Source organism: Dyadobacter endophyticus (assembly GCF_014641595.1).
Lineage (GTDB): Bacteria > Bacteroidota > Bacteroidia > Cytophagales > Spirosomataceae > Dyadobacter > Dyadobacter endophyticus.
The window spans coordinates 54,460-70,282 of record NZ_BMIA01000009.1 but is presented as its reverse complement, the minus strand read 5'-3'; the positions used below and the strand labels follow the sequence as shown (position 1 = coordinate 70,282).

The window sequence follows — 15,823 nt, the reverse complement described above, 5'->3', positions numbered from 1 at the left end:
ACTGATCCATAATGCGTTATGTTTTTGCCAAAAGTAATCAGGCGGCCGCTGCTAAAAAATATGCACTTGATAGGCCGGATACGCCAATACTGATCATTATTTCAGTACCCTGACGCTATCGGCAATTGGTCTGAACCAAAGATTTGCTGATATTTTGCCTCTATCTCTAATACCTCCGATTCGGTAAACTCCTTTAATTCGTGATCTTTCACCCATTTTGATATATGACCTTTACCTTCGTTCAGGAAATGCACGAGGCGGGAAACCATATTGTCGGCCAATGGTACGAAATCGTCAAGAAATGCTTTCATTCTGTCATATTTCTGCAAATAATTGATCTGTTCTGGTATGGTTACTTCTATTGTCTCGAGTACGCAGGAGTAAAGAAACTCCGCTTGCTGAGTAGCATCAAAATATCTGTACAGGTCACCCGTCTCATTATTGATCTGGACATTATTATCAGGCGCAGGTTTCCATTCGATCAAAGGCAGACGCGGAAGGGAAAAAGATTCCAATACGCGTCTGTAATTGAGAATTTGGTTCAGGATTATCGCCGAAACAGGAATTACTTGCCCTTTTGGAATAAAGCCTTTTCGGTGTAGCAAATACTGGATTAAATATCGGTGAAGCCGCCCATTGCCATCAGCAAACGGATGTATAAAGACAAATCCAAATGCGACTATCGCGGCGGCTAAAACAGTATCGAACTGGTTATCCGTTTCCAGGGACTCCGCAGTTTTTATTAGACCATCCATCAAGCCTTCAAGGTCTTCCCATCGCGCTGAAATATGGTCAGGTATTGGCATGCCGCTTAAATAGTCATGTTCCCCTATGAACCCCTGCTGACGACGATAACCAGCTACTGGCGTTTTCCCACCCCCGAGAACAATCTGCGCTAACCTTACTAATTCTTCTTGGGTTATCTTCGATGGCCCAGATTTTCCAATCGTGAGCCCCCACAAGATTGCTTGCCTGTGCAATGGCCGTTCTCCTTCAATGGCATACGAGGCATTTGCCTCTTTTAGTTGAAGGTGGGATGCGGCCCTGGCGATAACGATTGGATTTACGCCATTAATTATTTTCTTCAACTTTTCTGAAAGCCTTGAATCAATGTATTTGTCCAATATTTCAGTCCTACGGATGAGAGGGCAAAACTCAGGCACTCCAGGGAGGTTGTTTGTAATCCTATGCCTGGATGACTTTGTAGGCGATTTGCTGGCATATTGTAGCCTTTCATCAATTAGCTTAACATAGTTTCCCTGTGCCAGGTCCGGTATTTCTAAACGTTCGTTGAAAAGCCATTCATAAAGCAGCCAAATTCGTCGAACGTATTTCCCGTTTGGCGTCCGTTTTACAAGGTTAGTAACCTCTGACTTTCCAGCTGCAAGGAACACTTGCTTGATCAGGTACAAGTCAACGCCCTCGTATTTCAATGCGAAAATTAGGTGACCGATTAGCGTTTGATCAGGCTGGTGTCGAGGGCTGAAAATCAGCCACCCGTCGCGGTTCGCTATCTTGTGTTTAGCACTGATCATTGCCAAAGATTCAGGTCTTGGAGCTTTCAGATTGAAAGCCTTCATCAAGGCGGAATAGCCTGCCAAAAAACCTGGTTCGGGAAGCGATGTGCCGTGAAAAATGCTTATTAATCCTGAAAAATAGTTACGATCGGCCATATTTTGAGAAAAGCGATTATCGCTTGTCTCAAAATACAAAATTAACTGGGCATTAGCTATACGCTAAACTTGCATCCTGACGAGCCTGACCGAGTTCATTTTTGATGAATTCGGTGAATTTTGTGATCGAGTTCAGGATGTCCGCATCGAGGTCTGGCGAAAGTGAAAAGCGAACGCTCCGCGTTGGATCATCCAGGTCGTAGCAGCCAAAATGAAAGATTTTATTTGACCCAGCTATGTCTAACCGGTAGTACGTCAGATTCGCGCCAGCAAGGAGAAACAGATCTTTTCGAAATGGAGATGGTAGCATGTCCGATGGAGCAAATCGACGGAAGAATGCTTTTGTAATGAGATTGATTCGGCTCTCGTCGATTTCAGGAGGAAGCATAAGGCTTAAAAATGCTTTAATTTCCTTCGAATCGATATTGGGATGAACCTGGAAACGCATAATGGATCAATTTTGTCGTGTGATATTAAAGATAACATCCATTGATTTACCTCGGTACCATAATGATTTGTTTACGATTGTGAACAGAGGTAAGCGACTGTAAATGGCCTTTATACGAAAAAAGGTGCAAAAGTAAAATAAAATAACATTAAAAAAATAACAGTTATTCGAGAAAATACAATCGTTCTTTTTAACCAGTAAAAAAACAGTTGCACCCCATGCAAAGTTTGGAGCTATCTTTTACCTTTACATCATGCACCTAAACGCAATGAGGAGCTTCAAGCCACCAGGTGGTCCAAAGCTCCCCATCGATCGGATCGGTGTTGCAACAGCGTTTGCTGGTTTCATCTATGTTTCTCTACAAGCCCTTGGAAAGTTGGTAGAGATCATACAGCTGCTGTTTTGAAATCCGAATTAGCCCCTTGACCCTATGGGTCGGGGGGTTTTTCTTTTGAAATATCGCTAAGGGGTCTCAGCAATATTCCAACGATGTCTTAAAGATATTTTGTTTACAAACAAATTATACCTTTTTTCTGTAAGAATTTTTGCAAATGGGCCTTTTCAAGCCATTTGGGCACTTTTCGGTTTGGGATTTTTGCCTCAAAAACTTGAGACAAGTAAATCAGGTTCATCTACTGGCCATCCTTACATTCCTAGACAGGATCTGCACATGATCACACCTGGGAAGCTTAGTGTTAGTCCTACACGCCAGGGCGTAACTCTATCTTCTAACCTTCCGTGTCAAAGTTGAGTGCCTCCTGATAGGCCTTGGCTATGTACTCAATCAATTGCGGGATCTCTGAGATCGGAATGCTTGGGTTTGGATTGCTTCGTTTCCCTCGGAGGACATGAGCGATGCAGATTTCAGGGGTTTCTGACCAAAGGCCGTTCTTGTGAAGTTCAACTTGAAATTGTGTGTCGCCCTTGCTTTGAATTTTAAGTGGTTCCATTATTTGCCAATATTTAAAAAGAAATCTTAGGAATGACTACTGCTAGATCACTAGATATGGCCATTACGTATGTTCATATCTCCTAATGATTGTGGTTGACTCGAATGAAAATATTCAAGGTTGTTGTGTTGGCTTTTTATCGTCTACTCGGAAAACTTGGTATCCAAACCCAATACCTATCCATGGGCGATTGCGATATATCCACTTTCTGCCGACAGCACCTTGCATGAAATCCCAACCAATAATTGCACTAATTTGAAATTTATCGATTTCTAAGATCGGCCCCCCCGACAGTGTGAAGCAGGACTGATTGCTTTCTTCATCCTTTAAATAACTGACCAGCTCGCTAGGCTTGGTGTCAGTTGCTTCCGTCATATATTGAGTAGTTTCAGGCGTGGCTTTAATAGTTGTAAAGCTAATCCCTCCCATGAAGCTATATACAAAAGTTTTTTTCCTGTTCGGTTTTACCGACCATCCCGCAAGTGCACCCAAGTTAAAATCATTGCCAAATTCGCTGTATTTCATAATGCCGTTCCTAGGTTCTTTTGATCCAGGACGGATTTTCACTAACGTGGACGATGTGATCACATGGAAATTGCCTCTTTTCTCTAAGCGCTCACAATATGCCTGGTATTCTGCAACTGTGATCCTAAAATACCTCTGATTGTTGTTGTTGTCGAAAACAACGAGCAAGTTTCGAAGGCCCGGGTCCTTGATGTATCTGTTGATAGTAATTATGTAATCCGTAGTTGCCGCTGGGAGGTTGGGGTGTACACCAAATACTTTAAACTGTTCATTTGGTAGCATCATCTCCTTGTTTCCGGCCGCAAGTGCTACGCCGAATTGATCGACCTCTGGAAGGGAAATTGCCATATTGAACACATGGTATCCATCGGTAATATTCTTGGTTTGGCCGAAGGAAACAGTGCAAACTAAGAACAGAATCAGTATAGTGGAAATTTTTTTCATTGGATAGAAGAGTTTTTTATACAAGCTAAAACTCTTGCGACCAAAATCAAGAAAGAATGCAATTAATATTTCATAAATATTATTTTTCGGTATCTGTATAAATGTTACTACTGGATACATGTTTATTTGGTTGACATCATTATTTAACGGTTTTAATAATTACTTCTTTTTAGGTAGCATTGAATGTTAACATTCTCTATCAAATAAAAAAAAGTAATCATGAAGCTACATTTGCGAAAATCTGTCCTGCTTGCTTTTGCATGCCTTTTGCCTTTCTCTATTTTCTCTCAAGATGTTAAATGTGGAGAGATAATTGCAGGTATTTATAACTATGAAGACATGAAGACTAATGTGTCTTACCGACGTCATTTTTTGGACTATTTGTATCGAGCAAATTTTAAAAGCAGCGAAGACGTCGTTAGCGCTGGTATCAGTTTGCAGGCCATTATACCGACAGAAGTTCCTGGGGTAGATATCCCGTTCATCGGCTCTGGGAACTTTGATAAAAAGAAGTATGACGAGTGGCGTAGTTCATACCAGAAGAAAGTTACCGACGATATTTCACTTGATGAATCAATGTCTCGGGCGAGACAGTGGGTTGAAATAGAGGTTGTTAAGGCTTGGTCTAAGTGTGTTTTTGACGTTAACAAGGCTAAGGAAAAGGGTGTGGTTGCAGAAATTATCCCAATAGATACAGAAACGGTTGAGTTCAAAGCAACTTTTGTTCCAGTTAGTGGAATTGATCACACGACAATAAATGGGAAGTTGGAGGTCACCAATGGAACAATCTTGACCAAGGTAACGGATAATGCGTTTAAGAATTCAGGTATCTTAGGAACGGGAGACAGGTCTGTTTTGATAAAGTTGGTTCCGGGTAGAACTCTTATTGTACGCTTGTATACCAAAAATCATACTGTTACCAAGAAATATCCTGCGATTTTGCCGGGAAGCATTCAAAGTTTTGATTCAGATAAAACCGACGTTTTTCCAGGGGAGCTAGTTTCATTATCTTGGCAGGCGTTAAATGTCAAGGATTTGAAATTAGACGGGACTCAAGTCAATTCTTCTGGTTCTCAAAAAGTGCCAGTATCCTCAAAGCATACATTTAATCTTGTTGGAATTGATGCTTTTGGTAAAAAAAATCAAAAAAGCTTGACGGTAAATGTTAAACCTGCGCCTGTCCATATTACAAGCTGTGTAGTAAATGTAGCAGTTCCAGCATGGGTCGGAACAAGCGGTGATGGAAAAGAGGGCCCCACATTACTTGGATTTACGTTTACTTCCGAAGACCAAAAAACCGTACTTTTTGAAGGTAGACGCGGTGGTCAGCATGATCCATGCCCTCTGGTAGGTGGGCAAGCATTAGATATTCCGTTGACAATGATGCAAAGTGATCTTTTACTTTATACAAAAGATAAATTACCTAGATTTCATTCTAGTTTTACAAAAATGCCTCATGGGCATGATCAATGCATTTTTGAGATTACAGGAAAATTTAATCTTTCAGATGGTACAGACATCAAATTCGTCATTGGCCAGATGAGAATGATGCAGAATACTACTGAACGTGATAATAGGGTTATTAACGTTGCTTGGCAATAGTCAAAAAATACACCCTGCCAGTATCACTAGCAGGGTGTTGGAATTACTCTTCATCGTACATGAAAAGCGTACTTCATGTTTCATTCAAGCCGATCAAAGTTGATCTTGGGCTGCAACGGGTTTGGTCAGCTTCCCTAATTTATACAGTTTGTCCCAATAGGCTTCGGCTAGTTTGATTGCGCCGGAACTATGTCTGGACCAGAAGGTTCCTGACATTTGTTCATGCTCACCATTGACTGTATATGCAATCTCGTCTATTGAATCCAATTCAACTTCCCAGGGACTAGCATATCCCCAATATTCGAAAATGCCACCATCTTGGAGTAATACTGTGAAAGGTCGTTCTCCACGATATAGATGCTCCCGGTATTGGTCAATTTCACAGGAAATTTGTTCTGCCATCATTTCGACTGGATCTTCTGCACCAGCGATATAATTGGCAAAAAGGATAGCGAGCTCCCGACTTGAAAATGCGGCATGTTCGACAACCTTGGAGGTCTTGTTTTGCGCCTCTCGGAGCGTTCTTAGTTCGTCAATGGTCATTGACCGCTTGACAATGCCATGTTTAACCAGGTCTGCATCGATTTCGTTAAGCTCTTCAATCACTTTGGCAAGTGAGGCATCGTCGGTTGGTAAGAGTTCTGCGGCAGGGGTCAATACGACCCAAGCGGTGGATGAACCGGATGGTTGATTTTCATTTCCTATACCCGTCAGGACATCCTCAAATTCAAGTTCTGATTGCATGTTCTTAGTTGGCTAATGGTTTATAGTCTGCTTCGATGACTCTTATTTCCAGCTCTCCCAGCTTTGCCAACCGGCGACTTAGAAGCACGTCAATCGGCAGCTTGAAATATTGAGCAATCGCTACGGCATCGGTTAAAGAAATGGTCATAGTTTGGCCAGTTTCGATAGCCTTCAATTTTACCCGTGAAATTCCTAACGTTCCAGAAAGCGCTTCTTGCGTCAGTTTCCGCCTTTGTCGCAGAAATCGAAGATTTTCCCGGAAACACGCTTGCCTATCCATTTTCTTTTTGATACACTTAACATCAGTGCTTTGGTATTTTGAATACCAAATTTAGTAAAACATCTTCAAAAACAAACTATTAAATAAAAAATGTTGATCAACCTGCATTCTTATTATAGTCTGCGATTCGGGACGATCTCGATAGACCGATTGACTACGCTTCTCACCCAGGAAGGGTACGAAATTGCTTGCTTGACCGATATCAATAACAGCTCCGGTGTATTCCCGTTTGTTCGCAGTTGCCGAGAAAAAGGAATTACGCCGGTGGTAGGGATGGAGTATAGAACCGGGGATAAGCTATTGTATATTGGAATCGCTAGGAATGAAAAGGGCTTTGGGGAACTTAACCAGTTGATGACCAATTCTAATTTATCGAAAACGGTGCTTCCGGATTATCCTCCCACTTTTTCGAATGCCTACCTTGTTTTCCCTTATGGTACCCGAACTGTCAGACAACTCCGTGAAAATGAATGGATCGGTATCCGGCCCTCGGATATACCTCGGATTGTAATGGAACCGCGGTCAAATTATGACCGCTATGTGATTCTGTGGCCAGTGAGTTTTCAGAATGATCAGGACTACGCTTTGCATGAGCGCCTGCGCGCGATAGATCACAACCTATTGCTTTCGCAAATTGGGCCCGGCATGCTGGCGGGAAAGCAAGAAACCATTCCATCCAGGAAGCAGCTGATTGATACATTTGTCATGTTTCCTGAAATTATTCAGGCCACCTGGAAGCTGTTATGTAGTTGCTCTTTTGATTTTGATTTCTCAGTGGTCCGGAATAAAAAGTTCTTTACTGGCAATGCCTATGATGACAAGATATTGCTTGAAAGGTACACGCTTGCGGGTCTGGATCGTAGGTATGGAAAAAAGGACAAAGAAGCAACCGCAAGAGTCCAGAAGGAGCTTCGCATCATCGACGATTTGAATTTCAGCTCCTATTTTCTGATTACCCACGATATAGTCCGGTTCGCCGCCAGCAGGGATTTTCATTACGTCGGCCGGGGATCTGGGGCCAATTCCATTGTTGCTTATTGCTTGGGGATTACTGATGTGTGCCCCATTGATCTGGACTTATATTTTGAACGGTTTCTGAACCCGAAACGCAAAACTCCACCTGATTTCGATATCGACTTTTCATGGCGCGATCGCGACGAAGTGTTTCAGTACATATTTACTCGGTACCAGACCAAACACACGGCGCTAATGGGTGCGATGAGCACGTTTAAAGACCGAAGCATTATTCGCGAACTATGCAAAACGTATGGACTTCCCAAAGAAGAGATAGACCAGATCATCCGTGACCCAGGAAATGTACACAATTCGAAGGAGGCAGTTAAAATGATCATCGACTTGTTCGACCTGGTTGAAGATTTTCCAAACCAGCGGACTATACATGCATGTGGGGTACTGATTTCCGAAGAGCCGATTACCAACTACACCGCGCTGGATTTACCACCGAAAGGCTTCCCGACCGCGCAGTTCGATATGTACGTGGCCGAAGATATCAAATTTGAAAAATTCGATATACTCTCACAGCGCGGGTTGGGCCACATAAAGGATTGTGTGCAGATTGTGAAGGACAACCGTGGAGAAATCGCTGATGTGTCTAACCCGCGCAAATTATTTCACGATTCCAAAATCCAGCAACAGCTCCGGGAGGCGAACACGTTAGGCTGTTTCTACATCGAGTCGCCGGCGATGCGACAACTTCTTACAAAGCTCCACTGCGACAACTACCGGACGCTGGTAGCTGCCAGCTCGGTGATCAGGCCGGGGGTAGCCAGCTCAGGGATGATGAAAGCGTTCATTGAGCGTCACCGTGACCCGGCTTCAACGGTATACCTGCATCCAATAATGGAAGAGCAGCTTAGGGAAACCTACGGGGTAATGGTCTATCAGGAAGATGTGATCAAGATCGGCCATTATTTCGGAGGCCTGGATCTGGCTGATGCCGACGTGCTCAGGCGCATGATGTCGGGAAAGAGCCGCAGCGCGAAACATCTGGCTGAAATCAAAGACAAGTTTTTCGATCATTGTATGCGGGTCGGGCATCCGGAGGAAATTGCAAAGGAAGTTTGGCGGCAGATGGAGAGCTTTGCTGGCTACAGCTTTTCAAAGGCACACTCTGCCAGTTTTGCAGTCGAAAGTTTCCAATCTTTGTTTTTGAAAACCTACTACCCTATTGAATTTATGGTTGCCTGCGTGAATAACTATGGAGGTTTTTACGACCGGCGTACTTACCTGATCGAGGCGCGTAAGGCAGGAGCAACTGTACATGTCCCATGCGTTAACAAGAGCTATTTGCAAACCAAACTTTACGGCACCGATATCTACCTGGGCTTTGATTACATGAAAGACCTGGAACAGCACACCGTCCAGGTTTTGCTCATTGAGCGGGAAAATGGTGGCCAATACACGAGTCTGGAAAACTTCATAACTAGAACAGGCATTTCCATCGATCAGACCACAATCCTGATCCGCGCAGGTGCTTTCGGTTTTACAGGTAAGGATAAGAAGACGATGATGTGGGAAGCGCATTGGGTAGGACGGAATCAAGATGGCCCCATGCCTGCGCAGCTCTTCCGGACTGAAATCAAAATGCCCAAGCTACCTGCGTTTGAATATGAACTGGTTGAACACCTGTATGATGAGATCGAGCTGCTATCGCTGCCGGTTTCTGGAATCATGTTCGACCTTTTAAAAAGTGATTTTCGGGGTGAGGTGCTCGCTACCGATCTTCATAAGCACCTCGGACAGGTAGTGCGGATGGTTGGGGAGTATGTGAATTACAAGCCAGTCCGCACCAAGCATGGTCAGATTATGATGTTTTTCACCTTCCTGGATGTTGCGCGCAACTTCTTTGATACTGTTCACTTTCCCGACTCGCTGAAAAACTGGAAGTTTCAGGGCACCGGTGTATACCTTGTAGAAGGAAGGGTTTCCGAAGAATTCGGCTGTTACAGTTTAACAGTCAGTCGTTTTGCAAAAATGCCTATAAAATCAAACCCCAAAAACGTATCCGTCCATGACAAAGCGTTATTCAATTTACGTCCACGCACTGCACAGCAGGTTGCAGATAATCAGAAATAAGCTCGATATCGAGCTGAAAATGGATCCGTCACAAGTCGTTTTACGAAACCAGAAGCACTTCGAAAAGATAGGAACCGAGGTTGCCGAACACCATAACTACCGGTGTAACAGAAGTGACTTTTACGACGCGGCTGAGATAATGCTGTTGACAATCAGTGGCATCGAAATCGATTTGCTGAAAATGCCGATGTGGAACAAACAGCAGGCGATCAGAGATTGGGATGATGGTTAATGTAGGTTAAAAAAGTAAAGCAGGTCAATGGACCTGCTTTACAATCGGGATCGATGTTCGCTGACTGCAACTACACGACGGTTCTGAAACCTTGGCCGCAGCCACCAGCTTCTTTGTAAGCTCATGCTCAGTTTTGCATCCACACTTTATTGCATCAGGGATGTCGCAAGCATAGTAGCCATCACAAATGGTATCCCACAGGTGCTGATCCTTAAAATGGACGTTTCCTAACAGCTCGATGATATCGGTTTCGTAAATGCAATCGGTTTCGTCACATCTCACCCAGGTCCGAGGTTTTCGTTCTTTAAACCAGTTTTCGTCGAAAGGGTAGCCAGTAACTTCCAGGAGATTAGCTCCGCTCTCAGACCCCGTAAGGTTAAGATAGGCCATACAAGAGATTGCGCCACCCGATGGTGGGTAATCTTGCAGGATAATACAAACATGTGGTACCCTGGCGGTACCTGTGTAAGCTCGAACAACGTCGCCGGAGCGGAAATCGTGAGCTGTAATTGGGGTGGGTTGTTGATTTTTCATAAATATTAAAATTAAATTTTACGCTAGTAGTCACATATTCAGTGGGTTTGCAACTTTTTGGGCAAAAAAGTTTTTTTCTATATTACATATACCGCATGACTGGGTTAATTAAAAAGTGGTTTGCTTAGTGCTGGCGGTTTTGTACTTTCATTGCAGATCACCAATTGAATACAATGTGTTACCACGTTTCACAGGAGAAAACCGTCGAGCAGTTGAAAGTAGCATTTCGCAGACCAGTCGATAATATCGAACTGTTCAAACAGGCTTTTCACGTGAATGCCTTCGACAATCCGTTTCAACCCGTTATTTCCAATCGGAATCCACGCGTAATCGATATGTACCGGTGGCGACTGGTACCATCGGGGGTTACCTCTGAAAAAACATTCGGGGCCAATACGCGTAACGCCAGGTCAGAAACTATTTTCACTGCAAATTCCTACAAACCGTATTGGGAGAACCGGTGTTTGATTATCTGCACAGGGTTCTTTGAACCCCACTTCATCTCGCAAGATCGGCCCACGCATAGCTACTATATCAAACCAAAGCAGCGGGAATTCTTAACACTTGGCGGAATCTTTGCGCCGTGGCAGGGTATTAACACCTATTCAGTAATCACCACTGCCGCATCACCACTGCTTTCAGAGGTACATAATGAGGGTAAGCGAATGCCTTTGGTTCTCGAAGGTGAGGCGGCCCGTCTATGGGTTTCTCCGGCCGGGTCGATGTCGCAGGAAAAAATGGGGCAGCTCATGCAACCATACTTACACGACGACAACTGGATCACCTACCGAACGATAGATGGGATTACGAATTCTCGGGCTGCTACTAATGTACCTGAGGTGCTTTTACCCTACGAGCCCAAGGCTGCTGGATATGGTGACCTACCATTATTTGGTCAGAATAGGGACGATAAAAGCGATTGACCAGTAGCAAAGGGAGGCCCGTCGAGTACGAAAATGGAGTAGTACAGGTGCTTTCATGGCAGGTGGTAAAGATTTCTTACGGCTATCAACTATCAGAATTACCTCCTAAACGGGCTGGTGAATAGGTTGTAATGGGTTGATAATTATGCGGTTACTGTTTATACGAAAATCTTAATACTAAACTTTTTATATAAAATTTTTAATAAAGATTTTTGGTATCTACTATGTATAGTGTGTACATTTGCATGTGTACATATTCAATGTGTACATGTTCGATGTATACATGCATGAACATATACACATCGAACATACACATTGAAAGCAATAGGTTAGGAAATAGAAGCCTATCCCAATAGCAATGAGAACACCTACCCAAGGAAGCACAACTTTAATGAGCTTGATAAGTTCGCGTGATTCCGCGAGAGTGGTAGTTTGAATTTTGACATGGCCTAGCCAGTGCCCAACAGTAATTGTTGCGGTTGTCATTTTAAAAAGAATTTATTGTATAAATAATTTATAAACCAGTCGGAGGCATAGCTACCGATTGGTTTTTTGTTGCCAACCGAGCCTGATTTCTGCAAAAATAATAGAAATGCGATAAATTGCTTGCCCATTATGCAATTTATTGGCTATGATGGCAAAAGTTTACATCAACCTAGCTTGTGCCGTGTCGGGAGAGTCGTATATTGCCACCGTTACATTGACATTGGTGTTTGCGGTCGCTTACCCAAGTATTATTTCAGCGAAGGCGCTCAAATTCCAATACCGGATAGAAGAATTCCTCGCTTCGCAGCGAGCAAATCCCAACGATCCGATCGTCACCCACTTCAACTTTGATCAGATGCCCTTCCAGGTCGCGTCCCTTTCCCACTTCGCATATCTGAAAGCAGCGCATAACAAAATGTCCAAGTACATCAGCTCCTTCGTTGGGGATCGATGCGAATAGGTTGGGGCCGCCGAACTCGATATAGTCGTCGCCGACCTTGATTTCCAGGCTTGCACTCAGGGCAATGCCTTCAACCAGGTGAAGATCAAAATCGATGATCTCCCCGATTGCGGTAATAGTATCTGCCAATTATGAGGAACGTTGAAATTTGCCGAAATCTAAGTAAAATTGAGATCACTTATTAAACAAACGTTAACCATGCCGGAGGTACCAGAGCTCAATGTCGTCGGACTCACTTTACAGAAGCACTTTAAAGGCCAGAAGGTCAAACGCATCGAAATCCTTTGGAAAAAGCGGGTGAAGGCAAGTGAGGAAGAATTTAACAGTGCGCTGAGAGGGGCAGCCCTGAGGTCCGTTGATCGGAATGGTAAAGAGTTGCACCTTCATTTTGATAATGATCAAATATTAGGTATCCATATGATGCTTACAGGGAAAATGATCTTACTTCCGACAGATCAGAATCTTAAAAACCCCATTTTTGAGCTGATGTTTGACAACGGCGCTGGTATTATCGTTCTGGACGGTATGGGGCAAGCTAAGCCCATTTTGAATCCGGAAATTCCACCGGTGCCTGATATTATGGCAGACGACTTTACAGAGGATTATTTGGGCAAAGTTCTTTCCAAAGCTGGGGGAAAAATCAAAGAGGTCCTTCAAAAACAAGACAAAATCAGGGGTATAGGCAGTGCATATGCAGATGAAATTCTTTGGTCAGCCAAGATATCCCCGTATTCCATCGCCAAAAACATCCCTTCCTCAAAGGTCGCTGAGCTATACAGTGCAATCCGGACGGTTACTGTCGAGGCTACCGAGGATCTGATGAAAAGAAAATGCGATGGTGTCTTCGAAATGGAAAACAAAGACCATCGGTATGTCCATAATCCAGCCAAAACCCACTCGCCAGAAGGGGAAGAAATCATCGTCGGCAAGTTAGGTTCCGGAAGAACGTTTTATGTTGAAAGCCAGGTATTGTATTAACCGAGCGTATGATTGGGATTCCAGAACTTATTATTTTGAGACAGAATCTTGCCCGACGGTTCGCAGGGCAGAAAATTAATGATTTGCATATACATTGGGAACATGGGCTTAATGAGCCTGCTGCAACAATCTTCGCTGCGACTATCAATTCTTCATTACTTGAAGTGCGTCGGGTTGGGAGGTTGCTTCACCTGGTTTTGGATAATGGCCTGATTTTGGGAATTCGAGTTTTTGAAAAAGCGAGATTTTACTTATTGAGTACGCAGGGGCGAGAGAACTCTCCCATGTTTGAGATTGTGTTCTCGTCTGGGGATGGTTTTGGGGTACGAGACGCCTTAGGGCAAAGTCAACTCCTGCTAAACCCGAGGCTTGCGACTGAATGGGATGTATTGCACCCATCGCTTACTTTCTCCTACTTGAAGAAAGTAGCTTATTTGCGAAAAAATGAGCCAGTTAAGGGAATTTTAATGAAGGACCCAAAGCTATGTGGGCTAGGAAGTGCTTATATAGATGAAGTATTATGGGAGATTGGTGTAGCCCCGCAATCGCGGGTAGGCAAAATTCCTGAAGGTAAACTTCGTGACCTGCTCCCAGCTATAAAAAATGTACTTAATCGGGCTACTGAAAGCCTTTCAACTTTGACAGGTTCAGCAGAGCTGATCACTGACCGCCGTGATTTTTTGATCATCCATAACACTGGGAGAATGTATGATCCCAAGGGGTTTCCAATTATGAGAGCAGTTATCCACAATAGAAGAACCTATTGGTCTGAGAGTCAGAGTGTCTTCCTATGAGATTTAGGCACTTTCCTTGGGATTTCAACGTTTTTTGGGTAAGTTGTAATGATTTTGAGTTAGAGCGAAAAGGAAGTTTTATGGGGACTAAGCAAGAACGGAAAAGTAAAATAGTAAAGAGCAATCCGGTAAAGGAGGTAAAAACAACCGTTGGTGAATACGTTACCGTACACACTTTTCCGGACAATGTTAAGCCGCGGGTACCAGAAATCTGGACTTCGAATCAAGGAAACCTTCTGCCGATGGAGTCTTCGACAATTATTTTAGGTGTTGGAAAAGTTCCTGCCGCTGATGGGCCTGGTATACATATTACTCATACAGTTTCCGGCGGATCACACATCAAATCGGCGGGAATGATGCATTATATCCCGGATCTTCTTTTGTCAGAGGATAGCGACCTTCAAAAACAAATTGAATATTTGTGGAATGAAAAAGGAGCGAGTCAAATTTTTAGAAGCATAGAGGATTTCCATAAATGGTTGCAACTACCTAATATTGATTTGAACGGCTCACTCCCAATGGCATATTTAAAGTCTGACATCGAGGTTGTTACCCAGCTTCTGGGTAGGCTTATTCATGGTGTGACGGCATAATTCATTCGAATGAAGATTTATCGTATCGCAAGTACCTCACACATTAGAGAATTATCGGGCTATGGAGCCGCAGCATATGGAGGAAGGTGGAATGATGTAGGCCGGGCCGTGGTTTATACAGGAAGTAGTATCGCATTAAGTGCTTGGGAAGTTCGTGTTCACTTACACAACAACATTTTACCACGTGATGATCTCTACTCTGTTGTCTTTTTAACAATCCCTGATTTTGGTATCATCGATGTTGAACAATTGAAAAGTGACTGGAAGGTAAATCAGTCCTACACGCGTATGTTAGGTGGACAATGGCTTGATGAAGGCAAGTATCTCTGTATGAGAGTGCCGTCTGCTATCGTTCATTTTGAGTATAATTATCTGATTAACCCTGAGCATCCTATGATCAAGGATGTTGTTATAGACGCGGTTCACCCATTTATTTTTGATCCCCGAACATTCGTTTATTAGCGCTTAAATATCTAAGAAATCTGGAAGTTTCTGACTATCATGATCATACCTTAAACTGCTCAGATAGATAATGCCTTTTATCAATCTGTGGATCTTCCAATCCTGAAAACCATCATGGCGAGGATGGGTAAAGGCAAGAGCCCGTACTCTTTTTGCCAGATCAACTTCAAACTCGCAGTTTTCCAGTATTTCTTCAAAGAGCCTTGCTTTCAGGAAATCAACGTCCAGTTTAATCAATCCGTTGTTCTTAATACCCTCGTTCCTTTCCGAAATTACGAACGACATTTCGAGATTATCCCCGGTCTTTGAAGACATTGTGAGAGGTGTCCAGAGCCTCATGCTGTGGTAAAAGTGGGTCCAAGAGGTAAATTCTTCCGGAAGGCGATTTTTGTATTCAGGGGTATCCATAGGTGCAATTTCATTCCAAGGTAAGGAGTAGGATGAATTTTTGAAACTTGGTAGTACCCAGCACGATAATAGTGGAATGGATCAGTTGTAGAAGGCACGCGAGAAAAATTGGGGTAAGGATCATAATAACCCACCACGGTTGAACATGCTTGCCCTACCCCGGAACTTAGACGCAAAATATAAACTAGACG

Annotated in this window: 17 protein-coding genes; 8 read left to right on the top strand and 9 right to left on the bottom strand. The window is 43.4% G+C overall.

All coding sequences use genetic code 11. The features are described from left to right. Positions 1-101: 101 nt before the first annotated feature. From IEY24_RS32155 to IEY24_RS32140, 4 genes are all read right to left on the bottom strand, one after another. Entirely contained in the window at positions 102-1,673 is a 1,572-nt protein-coding gene (locus IEY24_RS32155) for a Fic family protein (protein WP_188939405.1), read from the bottom strand. A gap of 52 nt (positions 1,674-1,725) precedes the next feature. Further along, a complete protein-coding gene (locus IEY24_RS32150) occupies positions 1,726-2,121 on the bottom strand; it encodes a hypothetical protein (protein WP_188939404.1) in 396 nt (131 codons plus the stop codon). Between the two features lie 728 nt (positions 2,122-2,849). Then, positions 2,850-3,071, bottom strand: a complete 222-nt coding sequence (locus IEY24_RS32145; protein ID WP_188939403.1) for a hypothetical protein — start codon at positions 3,069-3,071, stop codon at positions 2,850-2,852. Between the two features lie 114 nt (positions 3,072-3,185). After that, entirely contained in the window at positions 3,186-4,160 is a 975-nt protein-coding gene (locus IEY24_RS32140) for a hypothetical protein (protein WP_188939402.1), read from the bottom strand. Positions 4,161-4,259: 99 nt separating this feature from the next. Here IEY24_RS32140 and IEY24_RS32135 point away from each other — a divergent pair, with 99 nt between their 5' ends. Then, positions 4,260-5,642 carry a hypothetical protein gene (locus tag IEY24_RS32135; protein WP_188939401.1) on the top strand — a complete coding sequence of 461 codons (1,383 nt, stop codon included), beginning with the start codon at positions 4,260-4,262 and terminating at the stop codon, positions 5,640-5,642. A 93-nt stretch (positions 5,643-5,735) separates the two neighbouring features. Here the strand turns inward: IEY24_RS32135 and IEY24_RS32130 are convergent, their stop codons facing one another. Further along, complete coding sequence (locus IEY24_RS32130) at positions 5,736-6,386, bottom strand: hypothetical protein (protein ID WP_188939400.1); 651 nt, start codon at positions 6,384-6,386, stop codon at positions 5,736-5,738. A gap of 4 nt (positions 6,387-6,390) precedes the next feature. After that, positions 6,391-6,666 carry a helix-turn-helix transcriptional regulator gene (locus IEY24_RS32125; protein ID WP_188939399.1) on the bottom strand — a complete coding sequence of 92 codons (276 nt, stop codon included), beginning with the start codon at positions 6,664-6,666 and terminating at the stop codon, positions 6,391-6,393. A 90-nt stretch (positions 6,667-6,756) separates the two neighbouring features. Between IEY24_RS32125 and dnaE the strand changes: the two genes are divergently transcribed. Both dnaE and IEY24_RS32115 read left to right on the top strand, forming a co-directional pair. Continuing rightward, the gene (gene dnaE, locus IEY24_RS32120) at positions 6,757-9,762 is read left to right on the top strand and encodes a DNA polymerase III subunit alpha (protein WP_188939398.1); all 3,006 of its coding nucleotides are present in this window, start codon (positions 6,757-6,759) and stop codon (positions 9,760-9,762) included. Further along, entirely contained in the window at positions 9,743-9,994 is a 252-nt protein-coding gene (locus IEY24_RS32115) for a hypothetical protein (RefSeq protein ID WP_188939397.1), read from the top strand. Before dnaE ends, IEY24_RS32115 begins: the two co-directional genes overlap by 20 nt. Positions 9,995-10,018: 24 nt before the next feature. Here IEY24_RS32115 and IEY24_RS32110 read toward each other — a convergent pair whose 3' ends face one another. Then, positions 10,019-10,528, bottom strand: a complete 510-nt coding sequence (locus IEY24_RS32110) for a hypothetical protein (protein ID WP_188939396.1) — start codon at positions 10,526-10,528, stop codon at positions 10,019-10,021. 173 nt (positions 10,529-10,701) lie between these two features. Here IEY24_RS32110 and IEY24_RS32105 point away from each other — a divergent pair, with 173 nt between their 5' ends. Further along, on the top strand, positions 10,702-11,451 hold the full coding sequence (locus tag IEY24_RS32105; protein ID WP_188939395.1) for an SOS response-associated peptidase: 750 nt from the start codon (positions 10,702-10,704) through the stop codon (positions 11,449-11,451). Between the two features lie 739 nt (positions 11,452-12,190). Here IEY24_RS32105 and IEY24_RS32100 read toward each other — a convergent pair. Then, complete coding sequence (locus IEY24_RS32100) at positions 12,191-12,526, bottom strand: hypothetical protein (RefSeq protein ID WP_188939394.1); 336 nt, start codon at positions 12,524-12,526, stop codon at positions 12,191-12,193. Positions 12,527-12,595: 69 nt separating this feature from the next. Here IEY24_RS32100 and IEY24_RS32095 point away from each other — a divergent pair, with 69 nt between their 5' ends. From IEY24_RS32095 to IEY24_RS32080, 4 genes are read left to right on the top strand one after another with little or no spacing between them, the layout of a single operon-like run. Further along, positions 12,596-13,375, top strand: coding sequence for a DNA-formamidopyrimidine glycosylase family protein (locus tag IEY24_RS32095; RefSeq protein WP_188939393.1), 780 nt, complete (start codon positions 12,596-12,598; stop codon positions 13,373-13,375). 8 nt (positions 13,376-13,383) lie between these two features. Then, a complete protein-coding gene (locus IEY24_RS32090; protein ID WP_188939392.1) occupies positions 13,384-14,169 on the top strand; it encodes an Fpg/Nei family DNA glycosylase in 786 nt (261 codons plus the stop codon). After that, positions 14,166-14,762 (top strand): MbcA/ParS/Xre antitoxin family protein, encoded by a 597-nt coding sequence (locus IEY24_RS32085; protein ID WP_229223378.1) that lies wholly within the window; start codon positions 14,166-14,168, stop codon positions 14,760-14,762. The genes IEY24_RS32090 and IEY24_RS32085 overlap by 4 nt, the downstream gene beginning before the upstream one ends. Positions 14,763-14,771: 9 nt before the next feature. Next, on the top strand, positions 14,772-15,224 hold the full coding sequence (locus IEY24_RS32080; RefSeq protein WP_188939390.1) for an RES family NAD+ phosphorylase: 453 nt from the start codon (positions 14,772-14,774) through the stop codon (positions 15,222-15,224). A gap of 3 nt (positions 15,225-15,227) precedes the next feature. Here IEY24_RS32080 and IEY24_RS32075 read toward each other — a convergent pair whose 3' ends face one another. Beyond that, positions 15,228-15,632: a hypothetical protein gene (locus tag IEY24_RS32075; protein ID WP_188939389.1), complete on the bottom strand. Its 405-nt coding sequence runs from the start codon at positions 15,630-15,632 to the stop codon at positions 15,228-15,230. Between the last annotated feature and the right edge of the window lie 191 nt (positions 15,633-15,823).

Bases quoted from the DNA above. Each gene is read 5' to 3' on its own strand.
- IEY24_RS32130 (WP_188939400.1), bottom strand. From the start codon at position 6,386: ATGCAATCAGAACTTGAATTTGAGGATGTCCTGACGGGTATAGGAAAT.
- IEY24_RS32110 (WP_188939396.1), bottom strand. From the start codon at position 10,528: ATGAAAAATCAACAACCCACCCCAATTACAGCTCACGATTTCCGCTCC.
- IEY24_RS32095 (WP_188939393.1), top strand. From the start codon at position 12,596: ATGCCGGAGGTACCAGAGCTCAATGTCGTCGGACTCACTTTACAGAAG.
- IEY24_RS32080 (WP_188939390.1), top strand. From the start codon at position 14,772: ATGAAGATTTATCGTATCGCAAGTACCTCACACATTAGAGAATTATCG.
- IEY24_RS32135 (WP_188939401.1), top strand. From the start codon at position 4,260: ATGAAGCTACATTTGCGAAAATCTGTCCTGCTTGCTTTTGCATGCCTT.
- IEY24_RS32105 (WP_188939395.1), top strand. From the start codon at position 10,702: ATGTGTTACCACGTTTCACAGGAGAAAACCGTCGAGCAGTTGAAAGTA.
- IEY24_RS32140 (WP_188939402.1), bottom strand. From the start codon at position 4,160: ATGTATCCAGTAGTAACATTTATACAGATACCGAAAAATAATATTTAT.
- IEY24_RS32075 (WP_188939389.1), bottom strand. From the start codon at position 15,632: ATGGATACCCCTGAATACAAAAATCGCCTTCCGGAAGAATTTACCTCT.
- dnaE (WP_188939398.1), top strand. From the start codon at position 6,757: ATGTTGATCAACCTGCATTCTTATTATAGTCTGCGATTCGGGACGATC.
- IEY24_RS32090 (WP_188939392.1), top strand. From the start codon at position 13,384: ATGATTGGGATTCCAGAACTTATTATTTTGAGACAGAATCTTGCCCGA.
- IEY24_RS32150 (WP_188939404.1), bottom strand. From the start codon at position 2,121: ATGCGTTTCCAGGTTCATCCCAATATCGATTCGAAGGAAATTAAAGCA.
- IEY24_RS32155 (WP_188939405.1), bottom strand. From the start codon at position 1,673: ATGGCCGATCGTAACTATTTTTCAGGATTAATAAGCATTTTTCACGGC.
- IEY24_RS32145 (WP_188939403.1), bottom strand. From the start codon at position 3,071: ATGGAACCACTTAAAATTCAAAGCAAGGGCGACACACAATTTCAAGTT.
- IEY24_RS32125 (WP_188939399.1), bottom strand. From the start codon at position 6,666: ATGGATAGGCAAGCGTGTTTCCGGGAAAATCTTCGATTTCTGCGACAA.
- IEY24_RS32085 (WP_229223378.1), top strand. From the start codon at position 14,166: ATGAGATTTAGGCACTTTCCTTGGGATTTCAACGTTTTTTGGGTAAGT.